The organism is Cupriavidus necator N-1, from assembly GCF_000219215.1.
GTDB lineage: Bacteria > Pseudomonadota > Gammaproteobacteria > Burkholderiales > Burkholderiaceae > Cupriavidus > Cupriavidus necator.
This window is the reverse complement of sequence record NC_015726.1, coordinates 1,927,046-1,953,233: the sequence shown is the minus strand read 5'-3', so window position 1 is coordinate 1,953,233 and position 26,188 is coordinate 1,927,046. Positions and strand designations below refer to the sequence as shown.

Here is a 26,188-nt window from a genome sequence, read left to right as displayed (position 1 = left end):
TCAGCTCAGAACGCGTCGCCGGGAACGCGCACCCAGCCTTCCATCAGCACGCGCGCGCTGCGGCTCATGATGGCCTTTTTGACCGCCCATTCGCCATCGACCTGCTGCGCCTCGGCGCCCACGCGCAGCGTGCCGGACGGATGCCCGAAACGCACCGCGTTGCGCTCGCCGCCGCCGGCGGCCAGGTTGACCAGCGTGCCGGGGATGGCCGCGGCGGTGCCGATCGCCACCGCTGCCGTGCCCATCATGGCGTGGTGCAGCTTGCCCATCGACAGCGCGCGCACCAGCAGGTCCACATCGGCCGCGGCCACCTTCTTGCCGCTGGAGGCGACGTAGTCGACCGGCTTGGCGACAAAGGCCACCTTGGGCGTGTGCTGGCGCTTGGCGGCCTCGTCCACGTTCTTGATCAGGCCCATGCGCAGCGCGCCATAGGCACGGATGGTCTCGAACATCGCCAGCGCCTTGGTGTCGCTGTTGATGGCGTCCTGCAGCTCGGTGCCTGTGTAGCCGATGCTCTCGGCGTTGACGAAGATGGTCGGGATGCCGGCGTTGATCATGGTGGCCTTGAGCGTGCCCACGCCCGGCACTTCGAGGTCGTCGACCACGTTGCCGGTGGGGAACATCGCGCCTCCGGCGCCTTCTTCCTCGGCGGCCGGGTCCATGAACTCAAGCTGCACTTCAGCGGCCGGGAAGGTCACGCCATCCAGCTCGAAATCGCCGGTTTCCTGCACTTCGCCGTTGGTGACGGGCACATGGCCGATGATGGTCTTGCCGATATTGGCCTGCCAGATGCGCACCACGGCCACGCCGTTGCGCGGGATGCGGCTGGCATCGACCAGGCCGGCGCTGATGGCAAAGGGACCGACCGCTGCCGACAGGTTGCCGCAGTTGCCGCTCCAGTCGACAAAGGGCTGGTCGATCGAGACCTGGCCGAACAGGTAGTCGACATCGTGGTCGGGCCGGCTGCTCTTGGACACGATCACCGTCTTGCTGGTGCTGGACGTGGCCGCGCCCATGCCGTCGATCTGCTTGCCATAGGGGTCGGGACTGCCGATCACGCGCATCAGCAGCGCGTCGCGCGCCGGGCCGGGCACTTGTGCCGTTTCCGGCAAATCCTGCAGGCGGAAGAACACGCCTTTGCTGGTGCCGCCACGGATATAGGTGGCGGGAATCTTGATCTGGGGTACGTGAGCCATGGAAATCTTTGTCCTGGTTGGCCCGGGCGGCATGCGTGCCGCCCGGGCCTTTGTCACAGCTTATGCAGTTGCCCGCGACGACTCAAGGAAGTCCTGCGCGAAGCGCTGCAGCACGCCGCCGGCTTCGTAGATCGACACTTCCTCGTCGCTGTCGAGGCGACAGGTCACCGGCACCTCGACGCGCTCGCCGTTCTTGCGGTTCACCACCAGCGTCAACGTGGCACGCGGCTGGCGCTCGCCGATCACGTCATAGGTCTCGGTGCCGTCCAGGCCCAGCGTCAGGCGGTTCACGCCCGGCTTGAACTCCAGCGGCAGCACGCCCATGCCGATCAGGTTGGTGCGGTGGATGCGCTCGAAGCCCTCGGCGACGATGACTTCCACGCCGGCCAGGCGCACGCCCTTGGCGGCCCAGTCGCGCGACGAGCCCTGGCCATAGTCCGCGCCGGCGATGATGATCAGCGGCTGCTTACGGTCCATGTAGGTCTCGATGGCCTCCCACATGCGCACGACCTTGCCTTCGGGCTCGATGCGCGCCAGCGAACCCTTCTTGACCTGGCCATCGACTACGGCCATCTCGTTGATCAGGGTGGGGTTGGCAAAGGTGGCGCGCTGCGCGGTCAGGTGGTCGCCGCGGTGGGTCGCGTACGAGTTGAAGTCCTCTTCCGGCAGGCCCATCTTGGCCAGGTATTCACCCGCGGCGCTGTTGAGCATGATCGCGTTGGACGGCGACAGGTGATCAGTGGTGATGTTGTCGCCCAGCACCGCCAGCGGACGCAGCGCCTTGAGCGTACGCTCGCCGGCCAGCGCACCTTCCCAGTAGGGCGGGCGGCGGATATAGGTGCTCTGCGGACGCCAGTCGTACAGCGGGCTGACGGACTCGCCGCTGGCCGCGGTGATGGCGAACATCGGCTCGTAGACCTTGCGGAACTGCTCGGGCTTGACGCTCTTTGCCACGATCGCGTCGATCTCTTCGTCGCTCGGCCAGATGTCCTTCAGGTACACCGGCTTGCCATCCTGGTCCGTGCCCAGCACGTCCTTTTCGATATCGAAGCGGATGGTGCCAGCGATGGCATAGGCCACCACCAGCGGCGGCGAGGCAAGGAAGGCCTGCTTGGCGTACGGGTGGATGCGGCCGTCGAAATTGCGGTTGCCGGACAGCACTGCCGTGGCGTACAGGTCGCGGTCGATGATTTCCTGCTGGATCTTGGGATCCAAGGCGCCCGACATGCCGTTGCACGTGGTGCAGGCAAAGGCGACGATGCCGAAGCCGAGCTTCTCCAGGTCCGGCAGCAGGTTCGCTTCTTCCAGGTACAGTTCGACCGCCTTGGAGCCGGGCGCCAGCGACGACTTGACCCACGGCTTGCGCGCCAGTCCGCGCGCATTGGCGTTGCGCGCCAGCAGCGCGGCGGCAATCACATTACGCGGGTTGCTGGTGTTGGTGCAGCTGGTGATGGCGGCGATGATCACGGCGCCGTCCGGCATCAGGCCTTCGGCTTCCTGCGCGCGGGCCTTGTCCAGGCCGACGGCGATGCCGCGCTCGGCCAGCGCGGAGGTCGGCAGGCGCTTGTGCGGGTTGGACGGGCCGGCCATATTGCGCACCACGCTCGACAGGTCGAACTTCAGCACGCGCTCGTACTCGGCGTTCTTCAGCGAATCCGCCCACAGGCCGGCAGTCTTGGCGTACGTTTCGACCAGCTTGAGCTGCTCGTCGGTGCGGCCGGTCAGGCGCAGGTAGTCAATGGTCTGCTCGTCGATGAAGAACATCGCGGCAGTGGCGCCATATTCCGGGGCCATGTTGGAAATAGTCGCACGGTCGCCGAGCGTCAGGCTGGAGGCGCCTTCGCCACGGAACTCCAGATAGGCGCCGACAACTTTTTCCTTGCGCAGGAATTCAGTCAGGGCCAGCACGATGTCGGTGGCGGTAATGCCGGGCTGGCGCTTGCCGGTCAGCTCCACGCCGACGATATCGGGCAGGCGCATCCACGAGGCGCGGCCGAGCATCACGTTCTCGGCTTCCAGGCCGCCCACGCCGATGGCGATCACGCCCAGCGCATCCACGTGCGGGGTGTGGCTGTCGGTGCCGACGCAGGTATCGGGGTAGGCCACGCCACTATCAGCGTGGATCACCGGCGACATCTTCTCCAGGTTGATCTGGTGCATGATGCCGTTGCCCGGCGGGATCACATCGACGTTCTTGAACGCCTGCTTGGTCCAGTCGATGAAATGGAAGCGGTCTTCGTTGCGGCGGTCTTCGATGGCGCGGTTCTTGGCGAAGGCATCGGGATCGAAGCCGCCGCACTCCACCGCCAGCGAGTGATCGACGATCAGTTGCACCGGCACCACCGGGTTGACCTTGGCGGGGTCGCCGCCCTGGTCGGCAATGGCGTCGCGCAGGCCGGCTAGGTCCACCAGCGCGGTCTGGCCCAGGATGTCATGGCACACCACGCGCGCCGGGAACCACGGGAAATCGAGGTCGCGCTTGCGCCCGATCAGCTGCTTCAGCGAATCCGTCAGCGTGGCGGGATCGCAGCGGCGCACCAGGTTTTCTGCCAGCACGCGCGACGTGTACGGCAGCTTGTCGTAGGCACCCGGCTGGATTGCCTCGACCGCGGCGCGCGCGTCAAAGTAATCCAGCTTGGTGCCCGGTAGCGGTTTGCGGTTTGCAGAATTCATGGTGTAGGGAAATCAATATAGGTATGAAAAAGGGGTAGTGGTCCCATGTCAGCGACCAACTACCCCCTTGCCCGCAGGCCCGGATCAATGCAACCCGACGCGGAGCAAACCGGCAGCCGGTCTTACTTGCGATCCTTCAGCGGCACGAACTTCAGGTTCTCCGGGCCGGTGTAGTTGGCACTCGGGCGGATGATCTTGTTGTCGATACGCTGCTCGATGATGTGCGCGGCCCAGCCCGAGGTGCGCGCGATCACAAACAGCGGCGTGAACATCGCCGTCGGCACGCCCATCATGTGGTAGCTCACCGCGCTGAACCAGTCCAGGTTCGGGAACATCTTCTTGATGTCTCCCATCACCGTTTCCAGGCGCTCGGCGATGTCGAACATCTTCATCGAGCCGGCGTCCTTCGACAGCCTCTTCGCCACGTCCTTGATCACCTGGTTGCGCGGGTCGCTGATGGTGTACACCGGGTGGCCGAAGCCGATCACGACTTCCTTGTTCTCGACGCGGCGGGTGATGTCGGCCTGGGCCTCATCCGGGTTGTCGTAGCGCTTCTGGATCTCGAACGCGACCTCGTTGGCGCCGCCGTGCTTGGGGCCGCGCAGCGCGCCGATGGCGCCGCTGATCGACGAATACATGTCCGAACCGGTGCCGGCGATCACGCGGGCGGCGAAGGTCGAGGCGTTGAACTCGTGCTCGGCGTACAGGTTCAGCGAGGTGTTCATGGCGCGCTCCCACAGTGCCGACGGCTTCTCGCCGTGCAGCAGGTGCAGGAAATGGCCGCCGATGGAGTCATCGTCGGTTTCCACCTCGATACGGCGGCCATTGTGGCTGTAGTGATACCAGTACAGCAGCATCGAGCCCAGGCTGGCCATCAGGCGGTCGGCGATGTCGCGCGCGCCCGGGGTGTTGTGGTCTTCCTTCTCCGGCAGCACGGTGCCCAGCACCGACACGCCGGTGCGCATCACGTCCATCGGGTGGGCGCTGGCGGGCACCCATTCGAGCGCGGCCTTCACATTGGCGGGCAGGCCGCGCAGGCTCTTGAGCTTGGCCTTGTAGGCGGCCAGTTCGGATTTGGTCGGCAGCTTGCCGTGCACCAGCAGGTGGGCGATCTCCTCGAACTCGCAGGTCTCGGCGATGTCGAGGATGTCGTAGCCGCGGTAGTGCAGGTCGTTGCCGGTGCGGCCGACGGTGCACAGCGCGGTATTGCCGGCGGTCACGCCCGACAGGGCGACGGATTTCTTGGGCTTGGGAGTGACGAGCGGTTGCGCTTCGGACATCTGGGTCTCCTTTGTGTGATGCCTGGTATTGCCTGTCTGTTGTCGTGCAAGCGGCCGGGACAAAGCCCGGCCGCGCGTGAGTCTTACTTACTTGCCCTTGCCTTGTGCGAAGAGCGCGTCCAGCTTCTGCTCGAAGTCATGGTAGCCGATGCTCTCGTAGAGCTCGGCGCGGGTCTGCATGGTATCGACCACGTTCTTCTGCGTGCCGTCGCGGCGGATGGCCGCGTAGACGTTCTCCGCCGCCTTGTTCATGGCGCGGAAGGCCGACAGCGGGTACAGCACCATCGACACGCCGGCGCCGCCGAGTTCCTCGGTGGTGAACAGCGGAGTGGCGCCGAATTCGGTGATATTGGCCAGCACCGGCACCTTCACCGCATCGACAAACTTGCGGTACATGGCCAGGTCGGTCATGGCTTCCGGGAAGATGGCGTCGGCGCCGGCTTCCACGCACGCGACGGCGCGCTCGATGGCCTTGTCCAGGCCTTCGACGGCGAGCGCGTCGGTGCGGGCCATGATGACGAAATTCTCGTCGGTGCGGGCGTCGACGGCGGCCCTGATGCGGTCGACCATTTCACCCTGCGTGACGATTTCCTTGTTGGGGCGGTGGCCGCAGCGCTTGGCGCCGACCTGGTCTTCGATATGCATGGCCGCCGCGCCAAACTTGATCAGCGACTTGGTGGTGCGGGCCACGTTGAAGGCCGAGGCGCCGAAGCCGGTGTCGACGTCCACCAGCAGCGGCGTGTCGCACACGTCGGTGATGCGGCGGATATCGGTCAGCACGTCGTCCAGGTTCGAGATGCCCAGGTCCGGCAGGCCCAGCGAGCCGGCCGCAACGCCGCCGCCCGACAGGTAGATGGCCCGGTAGCCGGCGCGCTTGGCCAGCAGGGCGTGGTTGGCATTGATGGTGCCGACTACCTGCAGCGGATGCTCGTCGGCAAGCGCCTGGCGGAAGCGGGCGCCAGCGGAGCGCGCGAGGTCGGAAGCGGAGTAGGTCATGGCGTATGCGTTGGTGAACAGGACGGGCCTAATACTGCAAGGGGTGTGCCAAGCCCTTGGGCGGGCCCGCGGGAAATCCGCCAGCCTTTGTCAGCGCTGGGCTGGCGGGCAGGGCGGCTGGCCTCGCCGCCGATTTCATGTCATCCTTTCAGCACAATTGAATTTCAAAATCACAAGTTTGGAATTCAAAGTTGAAATCGCGGGCTGCGTGGCGGACAATGTGCCAGCACTGTACGCCTGTTCGTCCCGGGTTTCACCACGCATTCTTTCCGCATTGCACCATGGCTTCTCCCGTTTCCACGCAAGCCCGTCCGCGCATCTGGGCCATCGGCATCAGCCGACTGGCACGCGCCTTCGCCGACCTGATTCCGGCCTACGCCGACCGGGCCGAATTCCGCATCGTCGGCAAGGGTTTCGAGGCCGCCGCCAGCGCCGTGGCGCGCGAGGCGCGCGAGGGCCGGCTCGACGTGGTGGTGGCGGGCGGCTCCAACGGCGCCTACCTGCGCCAGCACGTGGATGTGCCGGTGGTGCTGGTCAAGGTCACGGGCTTTGACGTGATGAGCGCGTTGGCCACCGCGCGGCGCATCTCGCCGCGGGTGGCGCTGGTCACGCACGCGTCGACGTATGCCGAGGTGGATGAATTCGTGCGCGCGTTCTCGCTGTTGGTCCCGGCCTATACCTACCTGACCGAGGACGATGCCGTCGCACGCGTAAAGGCGCTCAAGCAGGAGGGCATCCAGGTCGTGGTCGGCCCCGGCCTGGTGACCGACCTGGCCGACCGCTATGGCCTGACCGGCGTGTTCCTGTACTCCGGCAACTCGGTGCGCATGGCGCTGGAAGACGCGATCGAGGCCGCGCGCCTGCGCCGCATCGAGGCCACCCGGCGCGACTACGTCAACACCATCCTGGCGCACCTGAACGAGGGCGTGGCGGCGGTGGATGCCGAAGGGCGCATCCAGTCGTTCAACCCGGCGATGGAGCGCTTTCTCGGCACTTCCGTCGCCGCCGCGGTCGGGCGCAAGCTGCAGACGCTGGCGCCAAACCTGGCGCTCGAAGGCGTGATGCAGAGCGGTGACAAGGAACTGGAGGCGATCCACAAGCTCGGCGACAAGATGGTGGTGGTCAACCGCATCCCCATCATCGGCGAAGCCGGCACCACCGGCGCCGTGCTGACCATCCAGGACGCCAGCGCGATCCAGCGCGTGGACCGCAACCTGCGCTCGCGCGCCCGCACGCGGCCGGCCGGGGTGCGCTACAGCCTGGACGACCTGGCCGGCACCTCCGCGGCCATGACCGAGCTGCGCGAACTGGCGCGGCGCTACGCGGCGGTGGATTCCACCGTGCTGATCGGCGGCGAGAGCGGCACCGGCAAGGAGGTGCTGGCGCAGGGCATGCACGACGCCAGCCCGCGCCGCGCCTTCCCGTTCGTGGCGGTCAATTGCGCGGCCTTCCCCGAGGCGCTGCTGGAGAGCGAGCTGTTCGGCTATGAAGAGGGCGCCTTCACCGGTGCGCGCCGTGGCGGCAAGGCCGGCCTGTTCGAGTCGGCCCACAACGGCACGCTGTTCCTCGACGAGGTGGGCGACATGCCGTCCGCGCTGCAGACGCGCCTGCTGCGCGTGCTGCAGGAAAAGCAGGTGCTGCCGATCGGCGGCCTCGACGCCGTACCGGTCAACGTGCGCGTGATCGGCGCCACTCACCGTGACCTGGCCGCGATGGTGCGCGATGGCTCATTCCGGCAGGACCTGTACTACCGCCTCAATATCCTGCGCATCGAGATGCCGCCGCTGCGCGACCGCTCCGAAGACCTGCAGGAGTTGGCCGAGCTGCTGTACCGGCGCGCCCAGGAGCGCCTGGGCATGGACCGGCCGCAGCGCCTGCCCGCCGCGGCCCGCGCGCGGCTGGCGCGCTACCGCTGGCCGGGCAATATCCGCGAGCTGGAAAACGTGACCGAACGGATCGCCGTGCTGGTGGCCGGGCGCCGGCTGGACAGCGACGCGCTGCAGCGCGAGCTGCAGGCAGCCGTGCCGGAGCTGTTTGGCGATGGCATGCTGGCGCCGGCCGAGGCCGACGCTGAGCACGCCGCGCCGGCAACACGCCCGCGCCGTTCCCTGGCTGGCGTGAAGCAGTCCAGCGAAGTCGAGCATATCCGGCGCGTGCTGGCCGAGTGCGGCGGCGACCGCGCCGCGGCCTGCCATATCCTTGGCATCAGCCCGACCACGCTGTGGCGGCGGCTCAAGGCGGCGTGAGCCGCGCAGGCATTTACCCGGCGGGGCCGGCACGCCGGAACGGAATCGGCTGCAGCCCCTTGCCCTCCAGCCAGGCTTCATTGAACAGCCGTGCCATGTACAGGTCGCCGCGGTCACATAGCAGCGTGACGATGGTATGGCCCGGCCCCATCTCGCGCGCCAGCGCCACCGCGGCGCCGACGTTGATTCCCGACGACCCGCCCACGAACAAGCCCTCCTCGCGCAGCAGGCGGTAGACCATGTCCACGCAGGTCTGGTCGTCGATGCGCACCGCGTCGTCGATGGGCGTGTCCTGCAGGTTGGCGGTCACCCGGCTGGAGCCGATGCCTTCGGTGATCGAGCTGCCTTCGACCTTGACCTCGCGGTGCTTGACGAAGTGGTACAGGCCGCTGCCGTGCGGGTCGGCCAGCACGATGCGCACGCCGGGCTTGTGCTCTTTCAGGCAGCGCGCGATGCCGGCCAGCGAGCCGCCGGTGCCGGTGGAGCAGGTGAAGGCATCGATGTGCCCGCCGGTGGCGTGCCAGATCTCGGGCCCGGTGGTCTCGTAGTGGGCCTGGCGGTTGGCCAGGTTGTCGAACTGGTTGGCCCAGATCGCGTTGTCGGTCTGGTCGGCCAGCCGGCCGGCAATCTTCTGGTAGTTGTCCGGATCGGCGTAAGGCTTGGCGGGCACCGCGCGGACCTCGGCGCCGAGCATGCGCAGCCGCTCCATTTTCTCGGGCGACTGCGTGTCAGGTATCACGACGATGCAGCGGTAGCCACGCGCCGCGCACAGGTGGGCCAGGCCGATGCCGGTATTGCCGGCGGTGCCTTCGATGACCGTGCCGCCGGGCGTCAGCAGCCCGCGCCGTTCGGCATCACGGATGATGTAGAGTGCCGCGCGGTCCTTGACCGAGCCGCCTGGATTGAGGAATTCCGCCTTGCCGTAGATATCGCAGCCGGTTTCGGCGCTCAGGCCGGCCAGCCGGATCAGCGGGGTGTGGCCGATGGTGCCGGCAAATCCATCCCTGACTTCCATGGTGCACTCCTGCCGTGCCCGCTCCGGGCGTCACATTGAGTGATAGATCGGGGCGGCGGGAATGACAAGCAGGGGGACGGCCAGAAGTGACCGGGATTGCCCGTGGCCAGGCGGATCAGGCGGCGTTGAGCCAGCGGAAACTGAAATCGCCTTCGACGAAATCCGCGCGCGAGGCGTGGAAATCGCGCATATAGGGCCGGTTCAGGTGCGATTCGAGCGCGCGCTTGGAGTCCCAGACCATGTAGATCACAAAGACCCGCGCATCCTCGGCGTCTTGCCCGACGTGGTAGTCCAGGCAGCCGGGCTCGGTCAGCCCGCGCGAGCGCAGCTTGGTGAGCTGGGATACCAGCGCCTCGCGGCGGTGGGTCTTGGCACGGGCGATGCCGACTAGCGTGTACGTTCCGGACATGGGTGAACGGGGGCGACTGGCTGGCGTCTGTGAGCACTGGGCAGGCCATTGTAGCGCCGGTGGTACCGCCCCCCGGCAATGCCCGAGGACGCCGTCCGGGCATTCGGGCGGCGCTTGACAAGGGCGGCGGCACGGTTCCTCCCCGCAATGGGGGCTAAAGTCCTGCCGGCGGCCGCCGATAAACGGATCGACAACAAGAAAACCATCATCCGAGGGGGTAACGCATGTTGAGACGCATACGGTCGGAACAACTGCAGGTCGGGATGTTTGTCGCCAGGCTTGGCGGCCCGTGGATCAACCATCCGTTCTGGCGCGCAAAGTTCCTGGTCGCCACTGAGGACCAGGTCCGGCAGATACAGTCGGCAGGGGTGCAGGAGGTCTGGATCGATATCCTGAAGGGCCGCAACGTACCGGCGCCGGACACGCCGGAAATACCCGGACCCGTCCCGGCCCCGGAGTCGACACCCGACCCCATGGACCCGGCCACCGTGCCGCCACCCGCCGCCACGCTTGATGCCGAGATCGTCCGCGCGCGCGAGCTGCTGCAATCCGGCAAGGCCGTGATCGGCTCGATGTTCGCCGACATCCGCATGGGCCGGGCGCTGGAGGTCAGCGGCGCGCTGCTGCTGGTCGATTCCGCCTCGCGCTCGCTGTCGCGCCATGGGCAGGCGTTGCTGGCGCTGGCGCGGCTCAAGGCGCGTGGCGACGACAACTACCTGCACGCCTTCGCCGTCTGCGCGCTGATGATCGCCGTCGGCCGCACGCTGGGCCTGCCCGACGACGAGGTGCGCGAACTCGGCCTGGCCGGCCTGGTCCACGACATCGGCAAGCTGACGCTGCCCGCGGCCCCGGTCCACAAGGCCAGCGAACGCACGCCCGAGGAAGAGGAGATCTACCGCCGGCATCCGTCGGCTGGCTACCGCATCCTGAACGAGGCCCGGCTCTATTCGAACATCCCGCTCGATGTCTGCGTCCACCATCACGAACGCGTGGACGGGCGCGGCTTCCCCTACGGCCTGGCGGGGAACGAACTGAGCGTGCACGCCAAGATCGGCGCGATCTGCGATGCCTATGATTCGCTCACTTCCAGCCGCCCGGGCCACCGGCCGTGGTCGCCGGCCCGCGCCATGGAATACATGGCCGTGCGTGTCGACACGCTGTTCGACCGGCGCGTGTTCAAGGCCTTCACCCGCACCGTCGGCATCTATCCGCTCGGCACCGTGCTGCGGCTGCGTTCGAACCGGCTGGCGGTGGTCTGCGCGCAGAACGAGGCCGATCCGCTGCGGCCGAAGGTGATGGCGTTCTATTCCGTATCGCAGTCCAGGCCCGTCCCCACCGAACTGATCGACCTGCGCCACAGCGACGAGACGGTGGTGGCGTTCGAGAATGCCGCTGACTGGGGGTATGCGGATGAGCAGCTGATGGAGATGTATGCGGCGGCGGCCTGAACCGGGGGGCAAGTCTTCAGCCCGCCACCCATTCCCCTTGTCTCAGCCGCTCATACAGGAAATCGCCCAACACCCGCACGCGCGCGCTGTGCCTGAGATCCGGATGCGTCAGCACCCACAAATCGGTATCCATGGCTTCATCGACTGGCGCCAGCCGCACCAGGTCTGGGTCAGCCCCGGCCAGCAGGCACAGCAGCATGCCGGCGCCCATGCCGTGCCGTACGGCATCCGCCATGGCCACCAGGCTGTCGGCACTGACGGCGCGGCGGGGTTCCGGCACGTTATCGCGTATCCAGCGCGCCTGGGCAAGGTGGGATAGCGCATCGTCCGGCACGACCCAGTCATAGGCCGACCAGTCCGCCAGCCGCGGATGGTCGGCTTCCGTTGGCAGGCCGAGTTGCTGCAGGTAGCGCCGTGCCGCATACGGCGCCGTCTGCAGCCGCCCGATACGGCGGCCCACCAGGTACTCCGGCGGCGCATTCGCCGGCCGGATCGCCACATCGGCCTCGCGCCGGCTCAGGCTCAGGAAGCTGTTGTTGATGACGATCTGCAGCTGGATGCGCGGGTGCATCGACCGGAATTCTGCAAACAAGGGCATCAGCAGTCCACCCAGCAGCGTGTCGGTCGTGGTCACGCGCAATGGCCCGCTCAGCTGGCTGTCGAGGCCGGACAGCTGGCGCTGGGCAGCATCGATCTGCTCGCCGACGCCGGCCAGCCGGTGCGCCAGGGCCTCGCCTGCGGCGGTCATGGCGTAGCCGGTGGCATGGCGTTCGAACAGCAGGGTGCCCAGGGTCTCTTCCAGCCGCGCCAGCCGGCGCAGGACTGTGGAATGGTTGACGTGCAGGGCGCGCGCGGCGCCTGCGAGCGAGCCGGACTGGCCCACGGCAAGGAAATACTTCAGGTCGTCCCAGTCTGCTTCCTGCATGTTTGCATAGCCCCTTTGCAGAATTCGCCAGTTTTCGTGCTGATCTGCACAGCCTACAGTGGCGTCGCGTGCCCGGCAATGGGTGTCCGGGCGGCACACCTGGATGAAAGACATGGCAATGGCGTGGATGCTGCTGGTGCTGGCGGGCCTGATCGAGATCGTGATGGCGCTGGCGCTCAAACATACCGACGGCTGGACGCGGCCCGGGCCGACAGCACTGGGCATCGGGGCGGCGCTGGCCAGTATCTTCCTGCTCAGCGCGGCGCTGCGGCACTTGCCGGTCGGGACGGCTTACGCAATCTGGACCGGGATCGGGGCGATCGGGGTGACGGTGATCGGCATCCTGTTCCTGGGCGAAAGCGCGGCGCCGATGCGGCTGGTGTTGATCGGGCTGATCTGTGTCGGGATTGGCGGGCTGAAGCTGCTGCCGGCGTAGGACCTTGGGGGGAATCCGTTTCGGATTCGGGGTGTGGCGGACACGTTCTGTACACTATCTGGCCAAGCCACTGGCTATAAAGTCGCCCCTCCATGAGTTTCGATGTCCTGCTGGCGCTGTTCCAGCAACGTATTCCAGCCCATCCATGGGCCCAGATTGCCTCGTACCTGCTGGTGCTGGTGCTGATCGCCGTGGTGGCTCAGTGGCTGTTCGGCCACGTGATGTCGCGTATCGCCCATCGCTTGCTGACGGTATGGGGCAAGGCCCCCTGGAGCAAGGCGCTGACGCGTTATCGTGCCTATCGGCGCTTCGGCTATGCGGTCGGGTTCGCGGTGATCACCGTCGGCATTGGCGAAGTGCCGCACATGGGCCGCTATGCGCTGGCCATCGAGCGCCTGGCCCATGCCGGCCTGTGGATCTGCTTTTTCCTGATGCTAGGCGGCGTGCTGAGCGCCTGGCAGGACGTATACGCCAGCAGCCGCGAGGCACAGACGCGCTCGATCAAGGGCTATATCCAGGTGGGGCGGCTCGGGCTGGGGCTGGTGTGCTCGGTGCTGGTGCTGTCGATCCTGATCAACCGCTCGCCGCTGTGGATGCTGTCCGGCCTGGGTGCGCTGTCGGCGGTGCTGCTGCTGGTGTTCAAGGACACGCTGTTGTCGCTGGTGGCCAGTACCCAGCTGACCTCGAACGACATGCTGCGCATCGGCGACTGGATCGAGATGCCCCAGTGCAATGCCGACGGCTACGTCAAGGACATCGCCCTGCATACGGTCAAGGTGCAGAACTGGGACAACACCGTGACCACGGTGCCGACCTACAAGCTGTTCTCCGAGAGCTACCGCAACTACCGGCAGATGTTCGAATCCGGCGCGCGGCGCATCAAGCGCACGTTGCGGCTGGATGCGGGCAGCGTGCGCTTTCTGGAGGACCGGGAAGTGCAGGCGCTGATGCGCTTCCGGCTGCTGCACGACTACCTGGAGGAGAAGCAGGCCGAGGTCGACGAGGCCAACCGCCTGCTGATTGCCGCCGGCAATGACCCGGTCAACCGGCGCCGGCTGACCAATGTCGGCACCTTCCGCGCCTACGGCATTGCCTACCTGAAGGCGCACCCGGAGATCCACCACGACCTGCTGCTGAACGTGCGCATGATGGAGCCCGATTCGCAGGGCATCCCGGTGGAGATCTACTGCTTTACCGCGTTGACTGCGTGGATGGACTATGAGCGCATCCAGGGCGATGTCTTCGACCACCTGCTGGCGATCCTGCCCGAGCTGGGCCTGCGCCTGTACCAGGCGCCGTCAGGCGCGGATCTGACCGGCGTGCGCATCTCGCCGGTGCTGGCCGCGGCGCAGGTGGCGGCGGCACAGGCCACCGTCCATCATGCCCCTGCCCACGGCGCCGCCGCGGGCAGCCATCCGATCTGAGCTGCGCCTGACGCTCAGCCGACCGCGCGCGGACGCACGCGGCTGGCGGCTTCCTTGGCGCGGGTGCGGGCGGTGTCGACATCGTCCGCGTAGGCCAGCGCCACACCCATGCGGCGCTTGATGAAGCTCTCGGGCTTGCCGAACAGGCGCACCTCGGTCTGAGGCACGCTTAGTGCCTGGTCCACGCCATCGAAGACCACCCCCTGGGCATCCACGCCGCCGTAGATCACGGCGCTGGCGCCGGGGCTGCGCAGCGTGGTGTCGACCGGCAGGCCCAGGATGGCGCGGGCATGCAGTTCGAACTCGTTCTGCCATTGCGTGGCCATGGTGACCATGCCGGTGTCGTGCGGACGCGGGCTGACCTCGCTGAACCAGACCTGCTCACCCTTGACGAACAGCTCCACGCCGAACAGGCCCATGCCGCCCAAGTCTGCCGTGACCGCCTGCGCAATGCGCTGGGCGGTTTCCAGCGCGGCGGGGTGCATCGGCTGCGGCTGCCAGCTCTCGACGTAGTCGCCGCTGACCTGGACGTGGCCAATCGGGGCGCAGAACTGCGTTTCCACCTGGCCGCTGGCGCCCATGGCGCGCACGGTCAGCAGCGTGATCTCGTAGTCGAAATCGATAAAGCCTTCCACGATCACGCGGCCGTGGCTGACGCGGCCGCCGGCCATGGCGTAGTCCCAGGCCGCCTTGACGCCATCGGGACCGTCGATCTTGCTCTGGCCCTTGCCGGAGCTGCTCATCACCGGCTTGACCACGCACGGGTAGCCGATGCCGCCGTCGATGGCAGCCTGCAGTTCATCCAGCGAATCGCAGAACTTGTACGGGCTGGTCGGCAGGCCGAGCGATTCGGCGGCCAGGCGGCGGATGCCTTCGCGGTCCATGGTCAGGCGCGCGGCGCGGGCGGTAGGGATCACGCGCACGGTGCCGGCGGCTTCCAAGGTTTCGAGCATGGGCGTGGCGATGGCCTCGATCTCGGGCACGACCAGGTGCGGCTTTTCCGCCTCGATCAGCGCCTTGAGCTGGTCCGGGTCGCTCATGGCGATGGTGCGCGCGTGGTGGGCTACCTGCTGGCCGGGTGCATTGTCATAGCGGTCGACGGCGATGGTTTCCACACCCAGGCGCTGCAGTGCAATCAGCACTTCCTTGCCCAGCTCGCCGGAGCCGAGCAGCATCACTTTGGTGGCAGAGGGGGAGAGAGGCGTTCCGAGGGTGGTCATGGCAGCGGGTGGGACGGGAAGGAAAGCCGAGATTGTACGTGTTGGGGGCTGTCTGTGGCGCCGGCGGAGGGCGCATATTGGTATGGGCCGGGGAAGGGCTTGGCGCGCGTGCCACCCAATTCAGCGAAGCACCATAAAAAGACCCGCGCGGGGCGGGCTTGAAAAGGCCTGAGGATCCAAGACCGGACCACTCAGGATCCATGCTAGGTGCTAAGCGCGCCCTCCGCATCCCCCGTTCGGGGCGGCCCGGCACAGTGTTTCAGGACGTGGCCATCAGCGGCGGCTGCCGCCGCGTGGCCACGGCAAATGCAATTTGCGCCAGACCCGCGGCCAGCCCCAGGGTCACGCCGACCTGCCACGCCACGGTGTAGGAACCCAGCGCGTCGTAGACCAGCCCACCGCCGAAGGCGCCGAGAAAGCTGCCGATCTGGTGGCTGAAGAACGCCACGCCGCCCAGCATGGCCTGCCAGCGCAGGCCGAAGGTCTCGGCGATCCAGCCCGATACCAGCGGCGCCACGCCCAGCCACAGGAAGCCCATCACCGCGGCGAACACCAGCGTGCTTTGCGGCGTGGGCGCCGACGAGAAGTACCAGGTCAGCGCCAGCGAGCGAATCGTATAGATGCCGCCCAGCAGCATCAGCTTGTTGAAGCGGCCGCCGGCCCAGCCGAAGAAGATGCTGCCCAGCACGTTGAAGCCGCCGATCACGCCCAACGCCTGCGCGCTGAGCATTGGGTCCATGCCGCATACGTCCAGATACGATGGCAGGTGCGTGGTCAGGAACACCAGTTGCATGCCGCAGACGAAATACGCCAGCGCCATCACCACGAACGGCGCATGCCGCAGCGCGGTGCCCAGCGCTTCACGCGCGCTGTCCTGGCCGCGCCCTGCGGGCGACACCAGCGGCAGCCGGTCCACGCGCCCGGCAAACCACGCCGCGGGCAGCATCACCAGCGCCAGCAGCACGAACGCTGCCAGCCCGGTGCGCCAGCCGTAGGCCTGCGTCACCATCTGCCCGATCGGCGCCGCCAGCAGCGCACCCAGCGAGCCCGCGCCAGACACCAGCCCCAGCACCGTGCTGCGCAGCGCCGCCGACACCGGCCGCGCCGCCACCGCCATCGCCAGGGCGCTGCCGGTGCAGGCCATCGATGCGCCAATGGCCACGCCCGCGCCCAGCGTGACGCCGACCATGCTGTGCGCGGTCGCCAGCAGCACCAGTCCGGTCACATAGAGCAGCGAGCCGGCCAGCATCAGCGGCCGGAAGCCGATCCGCGTGGCCCAGGCCCCGGCCAGCGGCTGCAGCAGGCCCCACGCCAGGTTCTGTACCGCGATGGCGAAGGTGAAATCCGATACCGAGATGCCGAGGTCCCGCGTCAGCGGCGGCATGAAGATGCCAAGGCTCTGGCGCAGGCCCATGGCCAGGCTGAGCATCAAGGAGGCGCCGATCAGGATCGGCAAGGCCGGGCGCAGGGCTTCGTAGCGGGAAGGCGCGGTGGGGGTGGGCACGGTGTGGTCTCGTCGTTGTCGTTATCGTTGTGAGCGCCCGGGGCGCTTTCCATGTCTTTACATTTAAGCGTGCGCTGAATATACCGCAGGGTAGGGCGAGGGTATGCCCCAGGTCCCACCGTGTCAATTTGGCTTTGGGCGGGTCCGCCTTCCGCTTTGCCAAAGGCGGCCCCGCGCCTGGCTAGTCCAGGCTGACCTTGGATGCCCGGATGGTCTCGCCCCAGCGCTTGATGTCGCCGCTGACCAGCGCGGCGAACTTCGGCTGCGGTTCGCCGCCCGGAATGCCGCCCATGTCGCGGAACCTGGCCACCACCTCGGGGTCGCGCATGGCCTTGCCCAGCGCTTCCTGCAGGGTGGCGGCAATGGCCGGCGGGGTCTTGGCCGGCGCAAAGAAGCCCAGCCAGCCCATTACCACGAAATCCTTCACGCCGGCCTGCGCCATCGTCGGCACGTCCGGCAGGGCCGGCAGGCGCTCGGCGCTGGTCACCGCAAGCGCGCGCAGCTTGCCGGCGCGGATTTGCGGCAGCGCCTGCGTCAGGTTGTCGAACATGAAGGTGGTTTCGCCCGCCAGCACGGAGGTCGTGGCTGGTGTCGACCCCTTGTACGGCACGTGAATCACTTCGGTGCCCGTGCGCAGCCGGAATAGCTCCGCCGTCAGGTGCGTGGTCTGCCCGATGCCGGCCGAAGCATAGGAATATTTGCCCGGGGACTGCTTGAGTTGCGCCATCAGCTCGGCCACGCTGCGTACCGGCGACTGCGCGCCGACCACCAGCACGTTGGCAAACGAGATCAGGTCCGTCAGCGGCAGGAAGTCCTGCGGCTGGTAGGACAACTGCTTGTAGGCGCTGTAGTTGATCGCGTGCGAGCCGGTATTGCCGACCAGCAGCGTGTAGCCGTCCGGCGCCGCGCGCATGAAGGCCTGCGTGCCGATGATGCCGCCGCTGCCGGGCTTGTTGTCGACCACCACCGGCTGGCCCAGGATGGCCGACAGCTTCTGCGCCACCAGCCGTGTCGGAATATCGGTGGTGCCCCCCGGCGCGCCGGGCACGATGATGGTGATGGGGCGCTCAGGCCAGGCCGCGGCGCTGGCCGCCAGCGGCAGCATGGCGGCGGCGGTTGCCAGCAGCAGGGCCGCGGACGTGTTGAACAGCGATTCTGGCAGCTTGTGTTTCATGGGTCTCCTCCATGTTCTGGTCTGCGTGCTGCTTGGAATGTGCGAACGGCCGGCTTGCGGCCGGCCGTTCTGTAGTCCACTAGCGCAGGACGGATGACATCGATGCCCTCCGCCTGGCGTGCGCCATCACTTGCCCGTCCACACCGGCTTGCGCTTCTCGGCGAATGCGGCGGCACCCTCGCGGGCATCGGCCGAGGTGAACACCGGCGCCAGCAGCGGGCGCTGGCGCTCGAACATCTCCTCGGCGCTCCAGTCGGCGGACTCGGCCACGATCTGCTTGCTGACCGCAACCGCCAGCGGGCCGTTGGCGCCGATCTCGTCGGCCAGCGCCAGCGCGCCTGCCAGCGCCTGGCCCGCTTCGGTCAGGCGGTTGATCAGCCCATAGGCGTGAGCCTGCTCGGCGCCCAGCATATTGCCGGTCAGCGCGTATTCCATGGCGATGTGGTACGGCACGCGGCGCGGCAGGCGCATCAGGCCGCCGGCGCCGGCCACCAGCCCCCGCTTGACTTCAGGCAGGCCGAACTTGGCCGCCTTCGACGACACGATCAGGTCGCACGCCAGCGCCAGCTCGAAGCCGCCGGCCAGCGCATAGCCTTCCACCGCGGCGATCAGCACCTTGCGCGGCGGCTTCTCGGTCAGCCCGCCAAAGCCGCGGCCAGGCAGGCTGGGGCGCTTGCCTTCCAGGAAGCCCTTCAGGTCCATGCCCGAGCAGAAGGTGCCGCCCGCGCCGGTCAGGATGGCCACGCTCAGGTCGTCGCGGCTTTCCAGCTGGTCGATGGCGGCAGCCAGCGCGGTCGCGGTCTCAAAGTCCATGGCATTTTTCGCCTGGGGCCGGTTCATGGTGATCAGCAGCGTATTGCCGCGGGTTTCCAGTTGCAGCGTGTCGTTCATGCGGTTTCCTTGTCAGAAGTCGGTATCGGTGCAGCGCACGGCTCAGCGCGGTGCCATGCGGATGGCGCCGTCCAGGCGGATGGTTTCGCCGTTGAGCATGGGGTTCTCCAGGATGTGCAGCGCGGTGGACGCGTATTCATCCGGTGCGCCCAGGCGGGGCGGATGCGGCACCATGGCGCCGAGCGAGGCGCGCACGTTCTCCGGCAGCTTGGCCAGCAGCGGGGTGTCGAACAGCCCCGGGGCGATGGTGCAAACGCGTATCGCGCGCTGTGCCAGGTCGCGTGCAGCCACCAGGGTCATGCCGACGATACCGGCCTTGGCCGATGCATAAGGGATCTGGCCGATCTGGCCTTCGTAGGCGGCCACAGACGCGGTCAGTACGCACGCGCCGCGCTCACCGTCGATCAGTTCGTTCTTAGCCATGCGCGCGGCACCCAGGCGCAGCGCGTTGAAGGTGCCGATCAGGTTGATGCGCACGATCGACTCATATTTTTCCAGCGACCCCGGCGAGCCGTCCTTCTCGACCACGCGCACCGGGCCGCCCAGGCCGGCGCAATGGATCAGCGCGCGCAGCGGGGCAATGGCTTCGGCGGCGTCATAGACGGCGTTCATCTGGTCGGTGTCGGTCACGTCGGCCTTGAGGAAGCGGACCTTGCCGCCGAACTCGTCGACGGCGGCATTGCCGCGCTCTTCCGACAGGTCGGCGATCACGACGTCGACGCCGCGTTCCACCAGGCGCCGCACGCAGGCCAGGCCCAGGCCGGAAGCGCCGCCGGTCACGACGGCGGACATATTGGTCAGTTTCATGCTTTGTCTCCTTGACTGGATACGTTGTTCGGTAGGAGGCGCCGCTTACAGGCGCTCGATGATGGTGGCGTTGGCCATGCCGCCGGCCTCGCACATCGACTGCAGGCCATAGCGCTGGCCGCTGTCTTCCAGTGCATGCAGCATGGTGGTCATCAGCCGCACGCCGGAGGCACCCAGCGGATGGCCCAGCGCAATGGCGCCGCCGCGCGGGTTCAGGCGTGCCGGGTCGGCGCCGAGCGCGCGCTGCCAGGCCAGCGGCACGCAGGCAAAGGCTTCGTTGATCTCGTAGTGGTCGATCTGGTCGAGCTTCAGGCCGCTCTTCTTGATCGCGCGCTGGCTGGCGGGGATCGGGGCGGTCAGCATCATGACCGGATCGTCGCCGCACACGTCGAAAGCGACAAAGCGCGCACGCGGCTTCAGGCCCAGGCGCTGCGCCATCGACTCGCTCATCAGCAGCATGGCGGAGGCGCCGTCACTGATCTGCGAGGCATTGCCCGCGGTCACGTTCCAGCCGATTTGCGGGAAGCGCACGCTGAGTTCGTCGTTGCGGAACGAGGCCTGCAGCGTGCCCAGTTTCTCCACCGAGGTGCCCGAGCGGATGGTTTCATCCTGCTCGACCAGCCCGTTGGGCGTGCTGATGCCCAGGATCTCGCGGCGGAAGGCGCCGCTTTCGCGCGCGGCTGCGGCCAGCTCGTGCGAGCGGGCCGAGTAGCTGTCCATGTCGTGGCGCGACAGTTCGTACTTGGCGGCCACCAACTCGGCCGCGACGCCCTGCGAGACCAGCCCCGGCGCATAGCGCGCTTCCATCGACGGGCCGTACGGGTTCTGCCCAATGCGGGCCGAGCCCATTGGCACGCGGCTCATCGACTCGATACCGCAGGCGATGACGATGTCATAGGCGCCGGCCATGATGCCCTGCGCGGCGAAATGCACCGCCTGCTGGCTGGAGCCGCACTTGCGGTCGATGGTGGTGGCCGGCACGTGGTCAGGAAAGCCTGCCGCCAGCCACGCCACCCGGCCCGGGCCGGCGGATTGTTCGCCCGCCTGGGTCACGCAGCCGGTGATGACGTCGTCGACCAAACCCGGGTCCAGTTTGTTGCGCTCGACCAGGCCCTTGAGCACCTGCGCCAGCAACTCGGTGGCATGGAGTTCGGTGAAGGCCGAGCCTGGCTTGGAGCGGCCCATCGGGCTGCGGATGGCGTCGACGATGACGGCTTGTTGCATGGGGTGTCTCCTGAAAAAGCTGAGCGTTGCGAGTCGTGGCTGGGATATTGAGACGTCCGTACCGAAATGTGATCGTCCAATACGATGAATTGGGATTCTGTCTTCGGAAAAGCGTCGTGTAAACCCAAATAACCCGGTTTGACTTTGGAAAAAACGAAGGGCAACATCCGGGTTTTGAGACGCTCGTATCAAAAAACCTTTAATTCAGGCAATAACATGACGAATGCACCACACGGCTCCCTGGCCCCGCCGCCCGCCGATGCCGACGGCGAAGCGCGCCTTGTCAGCGCGCTGGCGCGTGGCATTTCGATCCTCAACTGCTTTTCCCCAACGGTGCAGGAGTTGAGCAGCCGCGAGCTGATGGAGCGCACCGGCCTGGCCAAGCCGACCCTGTTCCGGCTGCTCGATACCCTGTGCGAGCTGGGCCTGCTGCATTATTCAGAGCGCCTGTCGCGCTACGTGCCCGGGGTCGGGCTGATCAACCTGGCCGCGCCCGCGCTGGCACGCATGACGATCCGCCAGCTGGCGCGGCCGGCCATGCAGGAGCTGGCCGACCATATCGCCGGGCAGGTCGAGCTGATCGTCGGCAGCGGCAATGCGCTGACCTACGTCGAGATCGCCCAGGGCGTGGGCAGCCATGTGTTCCGGCCCGAGGTCGGCACGCGCGTGTCGGTCTCGCGCACAGGGTCCGGACGCGGCTACCTGATGCTGTTGAGCGAGGCCGAGCGCGAGGCCTATCTCGCCCAGCTCCGCGCCGCCGATCCGCAGCGCGCTGACTGGCTGCAGGAGCGCCTGGCTGACGCCGCCCGCGACCTACAAGAACACGGCTTCTGCCGCGGCCACCGCGACCTGCACCGCGAGGTGGAATCGGTTGCCGTACCGATGCGCACCCGCCGCGACGGCGAGGCGTGGATCTTTGCCGCCTCGGTGCCGGTGTTCAGCCAGCAGAGCAAGCAGATGGAGGAGGACATCGGCCCGCGCCTGGTGAGCCTGGTGCGCAATGTAGAGGGAGCGCTGGGCGTGGCAGGCTGAGCGGCACAGCAGTCTGCCTGGCTGCTGCAGCTCAGTTCCCCGTGAAAACCGGCGTGCGCTTATCCAGGAACGCTTGCACCGCCTCACGGTGGTCGGCAGTCTGGTGCGACAGCGCCTGGAAGCCGGCGGACAGTTCCAGCAGCGTATCCAGGCGGGTATGCATGGCCTCGCGCATCAGGCGCTTGGCCAGTCGCACCGCGTGCGGCGGGTTGGCGGCGATGCGGCCGGCCAGCTCATAGGCAGTGGACAGCAGCGCCTCGGGCGCGACCACGCGCGACACCAGGTTCCATTCCAGCGCCAGCCTGGCATCGATCGGCTGGCCGGTGAAGGTCATCTCGGCCGCCCGCGACAGGCCGATCACGCGCGGCAGCAGCCACGCGCCGCCATCGCCGGGGATGATGCCGAGCTTGACGAAGGACTCGGCAAACTGCGCGCGCTCCGAGGCAATGCGGATGTCGCACATGCAGGCCAGGTCCAGCCCCGCGCCCATGGCCGCGCCATTGACCGCGGCGATGACCGGCACTTCCAGGTTGAACAGCGCCAGCGGCAGCCGCTGGATGCCGCAGCGGTAGTCCTGCCGGATTTCCATGCCCGGCACTGCGCCGGAGGCCTGGCGCTCCATGTCCTTGATATTGCCGCCCGACGAGAACGCCGTGCCCGCGCCGGTAATGACCACCGCGCGCACGCTGCGGTCGCCGTGGATGCGGTCGATCGCGGCCAGGAACTCCGCCACGGCGGTATTGCCGGTCAGCGGGTTGCGGCGCTCGGGCTCGTTCATCGTCAGCGTGACGATGTGGTCCTGCTGCTCGTAGAGAAGGAAGTTGCTCATGGTGGTGTCTCCGGATACGGGGATGTGGGCTGGCTGGCTGCCTTGGCGCCAAGGCTAAGCGAGGCGTGCCTACACCGTCCAATATTCATTTCTTCATCAGTAATATCCGGCACATATCGCCCGACAGTCTCGGGACGCCAGCCGCCTTGCGCCGGCTGCACGACTTTCCGCGGGTAATCCCTGTACCCATAATCGAATCGCTCACCGATTATCTATAGGCCCCGGCCACCGACCGGCATCGCGCAGTTCCGTAATCCTGCAGTCCCGAATTCCAACAAGAATGCTCTACAGGAGACGACATGAGCCATGCGTTGAAGCAGGCGACGGACCCCGTTGCCCCCGATGTTGCAATGCACACCCGCCGCACCATGAGGCGCGCCACAGGCCTCCTGGCAGCGGCCCTGGCGCTGGTGGTGCAGGTCTTGCCCGCCGGCGCCGCGGCGCCGCGCAATGCGGCAGCCAAGGTTGACGGCGCCTTCATCAGTGCCAACGCCAGCACCGCCCGCGACTGGCCCAGCCATGGCCTGGACTATGCCGAGACCCGCTTCAGCCGGCTCAGGCAGATCGATGCCGCGAACGTGCGCGACCTGGGCCTGGTGTGGACCTACAACCTGGAGTCGACCCGCGGCGTGGAGGCAACCCCGCTGGTGGTGGACGGCGTGATGTACGTCACCGCGTCATGGAGCGTGGTGCATGCGGTCGATGCGCGCACCGGCAAGCGGCTCTGGACTTTCGACCCCAAGGTGGACCGCTCGCTCGGCTATCGCGGCTGCTGCGACGTGGTCAACCGCGGCGTGGCGCTGTACCAGGGCAAGGTGTTCGTGGCCGCCTACGATGGCCGGCTGATCGCGCTGGATGCCGCCAGTGGCCGCAAGCAGTGGGAGAAGGACACCATCATCGACCGCAAGTACTCGTACACCATCACCGGCGCGCCGCGCGTGTTCAAGGGCAAGGTCATCATCGGCAACGGCGGCGCCGAATACGGCGTGCGCGGCTACATCACCGCCTATGACGCCGGCACCGGCGAGCAGAAGTGGCGCTGGTTCACGGTGCCGGGCGACCCCTCCAGGCCGTTCGAGGATGAGTCGATGGCCGCGGCGGCCAAGACCTGGGACCCCAGCGGCAAGTACTGGGAGGCGGGCGGCGGCGGCACGGCCTGGGACACGCTGGCCTTCGACCCCGAACTGAACCTGATGTACGTGGGCACCGGCAACGGCGCGCCGTGGTCGCACAGCAAGCGCAGTCCGGCCGGCGGCGACAACCTGTACCTGGCCTCGATCGTCGCGCTCAACCCGGATACCGGCAAGTATGTCTGGCACTACCAGGAGACCCCGGGCGACAACTGGGACTACACCTCGGCGCAGCCGATGATCCTGGCCGACCTGAAGCTCGACGGGCAGATGCGCAAGGTCATCCTGCACGCGCCCAAGAACGGCTTCTTCTTCGTCATCGACCGCACCAACGGCAAGTTCATCTCGGCAAAGAACTTTGTCGACGTGAACTGGGCCACCGGCTATGACGCCAATGGCCGCCCCATCGAGCGGCCCGAGGCGCGCGCCACCGACAAGCCCTATGACTCGGTCCCCGGGCCGTACGGCGCGCACAACTGGCATCCGATGTCGTTCAACCCGCAGACCGGGCTGGTCTACCTGCCGGCGCAGAACGTGCCGATCAACCTGATGGACGACAAGACCTGGAACTTCAATGAAGGCAAGCCCGGCACCCCGCATGGCAACGTGGGCTGGAACACCGCCAAGTTCCTGAACGCCGAGCCGCCCAAGAGCAAGCCCTTTGGCCGGCTGATCGCCTGGGATCCGGTGCAGCAGAAGGCGGCGTGGACGCAGGAGCATGTGTCGCCGTGGAACGGCGGCACGCTGACCACCGCCGGCAACCTGGTGTTCCAGGGCACCGCCGACGGCCGCTTTGTCGCCTATGACGCGCGCAGCGGCGACAAGCTGTGGGAGTCGCCCACCGGCACCGGCGTGGTGGCGGCGCCGGTCAGCTTCGAGTTGAACGGCAAGCAGTATGTGTCGGTGGCAGTGGGTTGGGGCGGGGTCTACGGGCAGGCCCAGCGCGCCACCAACCGGCAGGGGCCGGGCACGGTCTACACCTTCGCCCTCGGCGGCAAGGCGCCGCTGCCGGCCTTTGCCGAGTACCGCGCCGCCAGGCTGCTGCAGGGCGTGAAATATGACCCGGCGCAGGTCAAGGCGGGCACCGGCCTGTACGTCAGCAACTGCGCCCTGTGCCACGGCGTGCCCGGCGTGGACCGCGGCGGCAATATCCCTAACCTGGGCTATATTGATGCGGCCTATATCGAGAACCTGGACAAGGTGGTCTTCAAGGGGCCGGCGATGGCGCGCGGCATGCCGGACTTTACCGGCAAGCTGACGCCGGACGACGTCGAGAAGATCAAGGCCTTTATCCAGGGAACCGCTGACGCGGTGCGGCCCAAGCCCTGAGGGCTGGGCCGGGCCTCAGTCCTCGGCCTGGAAGCCGGTCGCCTCCACGATCGGCTTCCACGCGGCGCGTTCCAGCTGGATGCGGCGGCGGCCTTCCTGGCCGGGGCGCGCCACCACTTCCAGGCCCAGCGCTTCCAGCTTGGCCACGGTGGCGGCGTTGGCCGAGGCGGCGAGGAACATCTTTTCCACCTGCGCCACCACGTCAGGCTGCGTGCCAGCAGGCACGAACACGCCGTACCAGCTGGTGGCGTGGTCATACTGGCTGAAGCCCTGTTCCTTCATGGTGGGCACTTCGGGCAGCGCCTTGGCGCGGCGCGTACCGCTCACCCCAAGGAAGCGCAGCTTGCCGCCCTTGTACAGCGGCATCATGCTGGCTACGGCATCCCAGCCGATCGACACATTGCCGCTGACCACATCCACCAGCATCGGCGACGCGCCGCGATACGGCGCGGGCGTGATGGCGATGCCTTCGGCCTTGCCCAGTGCCACCGTGCCCAGGTGGCCGGCGCTGCCGATGGTGGCCAGGCCCAGGCTGGCGCCGCCCGGGTTGCGCCTGGCCCAGCTCACGTATTCCTTCATGTTCTGGTAAGGCTGCTGCACGCCGGTCGCGACCGCGGTCGGCACATCGGTCAGCACCGCCGCGGGCACCAGGTCCTTGTCGGCGTCGTATGACAGCTTCTTGTAGGTCAGCGGAAAGATTGTGAACAGGGGCGAGGGGCCGATGAACACGGTCTTGCCATCGGGCCTGGCACGCTTCACGTAGTCGAGCGCCAGGCGCGCCGAGGCTCCGGGGCGGTTTTCGACCACCACCGTGCCGTGGCCGTCCTGGCGCAGTTGCTTTACAGGCGCGCCAGGCTGTCGGCGGCGCCGCCCGGGGCGTAGCCGACAATGATATGCATCGGCTCGGCATCGGCTGCGCCGGCCGGCGCGGTCATGGCGAAGGTGGCGGCGGCGACAGCGGTCATGGCCAGCAGCCGGCGCGTCAATCGGACTTGATGAG

Annotated in this window: 20 protein-coding genes and 1 pseudogene; 6 read left to right on the top strand and 15 right to left on the bottom strand. The window is 67.4% G+C overall.

Features of this window, described 5'->3' with window-relative positions:
* Positions 1 to 5 precede the first annotated feature (5 nt).
* From prpF to prpB, 4 genes are all read right to left on the bottom strand, one after another.
* On the bottom strand, positions 6 to 1,196 hold the full coding sequence (gene prpF / locus CNE_RS09190) for a 2-methylaconitate cis-trans isomerase PrpF (protein WP_013956857.1): 1,191 nt from the start codon (positions 1,194 to 1,196) through the stop codon (positions 6 to 8).
* Positions 1,197 to 1,256: 60 nt separating this feature from the next.
* A complete protein-coding gene (gene acnD / locus CNE_RS09185) occupies positions 1,257 to 3,869 on the bottom strand; it encodes a Fe/S-dependent 2-methylisocitrate dehydratase AcnD (RefSeq protein ID WP_013956856.1) in 2,613 nt (870 codons plus the stop codon).
* A 122-nt stretch (positions 3,870 to 3,991) separates the two neighbouring features.
* Entirely contained in the window at positions 3,992 to 5,149 is a 1,158-nt protein-coding gene (prpC, locus tag CNE_RS09180) for a bifunctional 2-methylcitrate synthase/citrate synthase (RefSeq protein ID WP_013956855.1), read from the bottom strand.
* A gap of 87 nt (positions 5,150 to 5,236) precedes the next feature.
* The gene (prpB, locus tag CNE_RS09175; protein ID WP_013956854.1) at positions 5,237 to 6,145 is read right to left on the bottom strand and encodes a methylisocitrate lyase; all 909 of its coding nucleotides are present in this window, start codon (positions 6,143 to 6,145) and stop codon (positions 5,237 to 5,239) included.
* Between the two features lie 281 nt (positions 6,146 to 6,426).
* Between prpB and prpR the strand changes: the two genes are divergently transcribed.
* Entirely contained in the window at positions 6,427 to 8,391 is a 1,965-nt protein-coding gene (gene prpR, locus CNE_RS09170) for a propionate catabolism operon regulatory protein PrpR (RefSeq protein ID WP_080569541.1), read from the top strand.
* A gap of 13 nt (positions 8,392 to 8,404) precedes the next feature.
* Here prpR and CNE_RS09165 read toward each other — a convergent pair whose 3' ends face one another.
* Positions 8,405 to 9,406: a cysteine synthase A gene (locus CNE_RS09165; protein WP_013956851.1), complete on the bottom strand. Its 1,002-nt coding sequence runs from the start codon at positions 9,404 to 9,406 to the stop codon at positions 8,405 to 8,407.
* 115 nt (positions 9,407 to 9,521) lie between these two features.
* The gene (locus tag CNE_RS09160; protein WP_013956850.1) at positions 9,522 to 9,815 is read right to left on the bottom strand and encodes a putative quinol monooxygenase; all 294 of its coding nucleotides are present in this window, start codon (positions 9,813 to 9,815) and stop codon (positions 9,522 to 9,524) included.
* Between the two features lie 224 nt (positions 9,816 to 10,039).
* On the opposite strand from CNE_RS09160, the gene CNE_RS09155 reads away from it, so the two are divergent.
* Positions 10,040 to 11,263: an HD-GYP domain-containing protein gene (locus tag CNE_RS09155; protein WP_013956848.1), complete on the top strand. Its 1,224-nt coding sequence runs from the start codon at positions 10,040 to 10,042 to the stop codon at positions 11,261 to 11,263.
* Positions 11,264 to 11,279: 16 nt separating this feature from the next.
* On the opposite strand, the gene CNE_RS09150 is transcribed toward CNE_RS09155, so the two are convergent.
* A complete protein-coding gene (locus tag CNE_RS09150; protein ID WP_013956847.1) occupies positions 11,280 to 12,188 on the bottom strand; it encodes a LysR family transcriptional regulator in 909 nt (302 codons plus the stop codon).
* 118 nt (positions 12,189 to 12,306) lie between these two features.
* Here CNE_RS09150 and CNE_RS09145 point away from each other — a divergent pair, with 118 nt between their 5' ends.
* Both CNE_RS09145 and CNE_RS09140 read left to right on the top strand, forming a co-directional pair.
* On the top strand, positions 12,307 to 12,624 hold the full coding sequence (locus CNE_RS09145) for a DMT family transporter (protein ID WP_041227930.1): 318 nt from the start codon (positions 12,307 to 12,309) through the stop codon (positions 12,622 to 12,624).
* A 92-nt stretch (positions 12,625 to 12,716) separates the two neighbouring features.
* On the top strand, positions 12,717 to 14,048 hold the full coding sequence (locus tag CNE_RS09140) for a mechanosensitive ion channel family protein (RefSeq protein WP_013956845.1): 1,332 nt from the start codon (positions 12,717 to 12,719) through the stop codon (positions 14,046 to 14,048).
* Positions 14,049 to 14,062: 14 nt separating this feature from the next.
* On the opposite strand, the gene purT is transcribed toward CNE_RS09140, so the two are convergent.
* The 6 genes from purT to CNE_RS09110 form a co-directional block, all read right to left on the bottom strand.
* Positions 14,063 to 15,268, bottom strand: a complete 1,206-nt coding sequence (purT, locus tag CNE_RS09135) for a formate-dependent phosphoribosylglycinamide formyltransferase (RefSeq protein WP_080569540.1) — start codon at positions 15,266 to 15,268, stop codon at positions 14,063 to 14,065.
* Positions 15,269 to 15,527: 259 nt separating this feature from the next.
* Entirely contained in the window at positions 15,528 to 16,772 is a 1,245-nt protein-coding gene (locus CNE_RS09130; protein ID WP_013956843.1) for an MFS transporter, read from the bottom strand.
* A 181-nt stretch (positions 16,773 to 16,953) separates the two neighbouring features.
* Positions 16,954 to 17,946, bottom strand: coding sequence for a Bug family tripartite tricarboxylate transporter substrate binding protein (locus CNE_RS09125; RefSeq protein WP_013956842.1), 993 nt, complete (start codon positions 17,944 to 17,946; stop codon positions 16,954 to 16,956).
* Between the two features lie 126 nt (positions 17,947 to 18,072).
* Entirely contained in the window at positions 18,073 to 18,837 is a 765-nt protein-coding gene (locus CNE_RS09120) for a crotonase/enoyl-CoA hydratase family protein (protein WP_013956841.1), read from the bottom strand.
* Between the two features lie 42 nt (positions 18,838 to 18,879).
* A complete protein-coding gene (locus tag CNE_RS09115; protein ID WP_013956840.1) occupies positions 18,880 to 19,644 on the bottom strand; it encodes an SDR family NAD(P)-dependent oxidoreductase in 765 nt (254 codons plus the stop codon).
* 45 nt (positions 19,645 to 19,689) lie between these two features.
* Complete coding sequence (locus CNE_RS09110) at positions 19,690 to 20,868, bottom strand: thiolase family protein (protein ID WP_013956839.1); 1,179 nt, start codon at positions 20,866 to 20,868, stop codon at positions 19,690 to 19,692.
* Between the two features lie 216 nt (positions 20,869 to 21,084).
* Between CNE_RS09110 and CNE_RS09105 the strand changes: the two genes are divergently transcribed.
* Entirely contained in the window at positions 21,085 to 21,900 is an 816-nt protein-coding gene (locus CNE_RS09105) for an IclR family transcriptional regulator (RefSeq protein WP_013956838.1), read from the top strand.
* Positions 21,901 to 21,931: 31 nt separating this feature from the next.
* Here CNE_RS09105 and CNE_RS09100 read toward each other — a convergent pair whose 3' ends face one another.
* Positions 21,932 to 22,729, bottom strand: a complete 798-nt coding sequence (locus CNE_RS09100; RefSeq protein ID WP_013956837.1) for a crotonase/enoyl-CoA hydratase family protein — start codon at positions 22,727 to 22,729, stop codon at positions 21,932 to 21,934.
* A gap of 299 nt (positions 22,730 to 23,028) precedes the next feature.
* Between CNE_RS09100 and CNE_RS09095 the strand changes: the two genes are divergently transcribed.
* Complete coding sequence (locus CNE_RS09095) at positions 23,029 to 25,188, top strand: PQQ-dependent dehydrogenase, methanol/ethanol family (RefSeq protein ID WP_013956836.1); 2,160 nt, start codon at positions 23,029 to 23,031, stop codon at positions 25,186 to 25,188.
* A gap of 15 nt (positions 25,189 to 25,203) precedes the next feature.
* Here the strand turns inward: CNE_RS09095 and CNE_RS09090 are convergent.
* Positions 25,204 to 26,153 (bottom strand): annotated as a pseudogene (locus CNE_RS09090) (Bug family tripartite tricarboxylate transporter substrate binding protein).
* Between the last annotated feature and the right edge of the window lie 35 nt (positions 26,154 to 26,188).

Coding starts and splice junctions, on each gene's coding strand:
- purT (WP_080569540.1), bottom strand. CDS start 15,268: ATGACCACCCTCGGAACGCCTCTCTCCCCCTCTGCCACCAAAGTGATG.
- acnD (WP_013956856.1), bottom strand. CDS start 3,869: ATGAATTCTGCAAACCGCAAACCGCTACCGGGCACCAAGCTGGATTAC.
- prpB (WP_013956854.1), bottom strand. CDS start 6,145: ATGACCTACTCCGCTTCCGACCTCGCGCGCTCCGCTGGCGCCCGCTTC.
- CNE_RS09110 (WP_013956839.1), bottom strand. CDS start 20,868: ATGCAACAAGCCGTCATCGTCGACGCCATCCGCAGCCCGATGGGCCGC.
- CNE_RS09155 (WP_013956848.1), top strand. CDS start 10,040: ATGTTGAGACGCATACGGTCGGAACAACTGCAGGTCGGGATGTTTGTC.
- prpR (WP_080569541.1), top strand. CDS start 6,427: ATGGCTTCTCCCGTTTCCACGCAAGCCCGTCCGCGCATCTGGGCCATC.
- CNE_RS09145 (WP_041227930.1), top strand. CDS start 12,307: ATGGCGTGGATGCTGCTGGTGCTGGCGGGCCTGATCGAGATCGTGATG.
- CNE_RS09115 (WP_013956840.1), bottom strand. CDS start 19,644: ATGAAACTGACCAATATGTCCGCCGTCGTGACCGGCGGCGCTTCCGGC.
- prpF (WP_013956857.1), bottom strand. CDS start 1,196: ATGGCTCACGTACCCCAGATCAAGATTCCCGCCACCTATATCCGTGGC.
- prpC (WP_013956855.1), bottom strand. CDS start 5,149: ATGTCCGAAGCGCAACCGCTCGTCACTCCCAAGCCCAAGAAATCCGTC.
- CNE_RS09100 (WP_013956837.1), bottom strand. CDS start 22,729: ATGAGCAACTTCCTTCTCTACGAGCAGCAGGACCACATCGTCACGCTG.
- CNE_RS09150 (WP_013956847.1), bottom strand. CDS start 12,188: ATGCAGGAAGCAGACTGGGACGACCTGAAGTATTTCCTTGCCGTGGGC.
- CNE_RS09105 (WP_013956838.1), top strand. CDS start 21,085: ATGACGAATGCACCACACGGCTCCCTGGCCCCGCCGCCCGCCGATGCC.
- CNE_RS09165 (WP_013956851.1), bottom strand. CDS start 9,406: ATGGAAGTCAGGGATGGATTTGCCGGCACCATCGGCCACACCCCGCTG.
- CNE_RS09160 (WP_013956850.1), bottom strand. CDS start 9,815: ATGTCCGGAACGTACACGCTAGTCGGCATCGCCCGTGCCAAGACCCAC.
- CNE_RS09120 (WP_013956841.1), bottom strand. CDS start 18,837: ATGAACGACACGCTGCAACTGGAAACCCGCGGCAATACGCTGCTGATC.
- CNE_RS09140 (WP_013956845.1), top strand. CDS start 12,717: ATGAGTTTCGATGTCCTGCTGGCGCTGTTCCAGCAACGTATTCCAGCC.
- CNE_RS09125 (WP_013956842.1), bottom strand. CDS start 17,946: ATGAAACACAAGCTGCCAGAATCGCTGTTCAACACGTCCGCGGCCCTG.
- CNE_RS09095 (WP_013956836.1), top strand. CDS start 23,029: ATGAGCCATGCGTTGAAGCAGGCGACGGACCCCGTTGCCCCCGATGTT.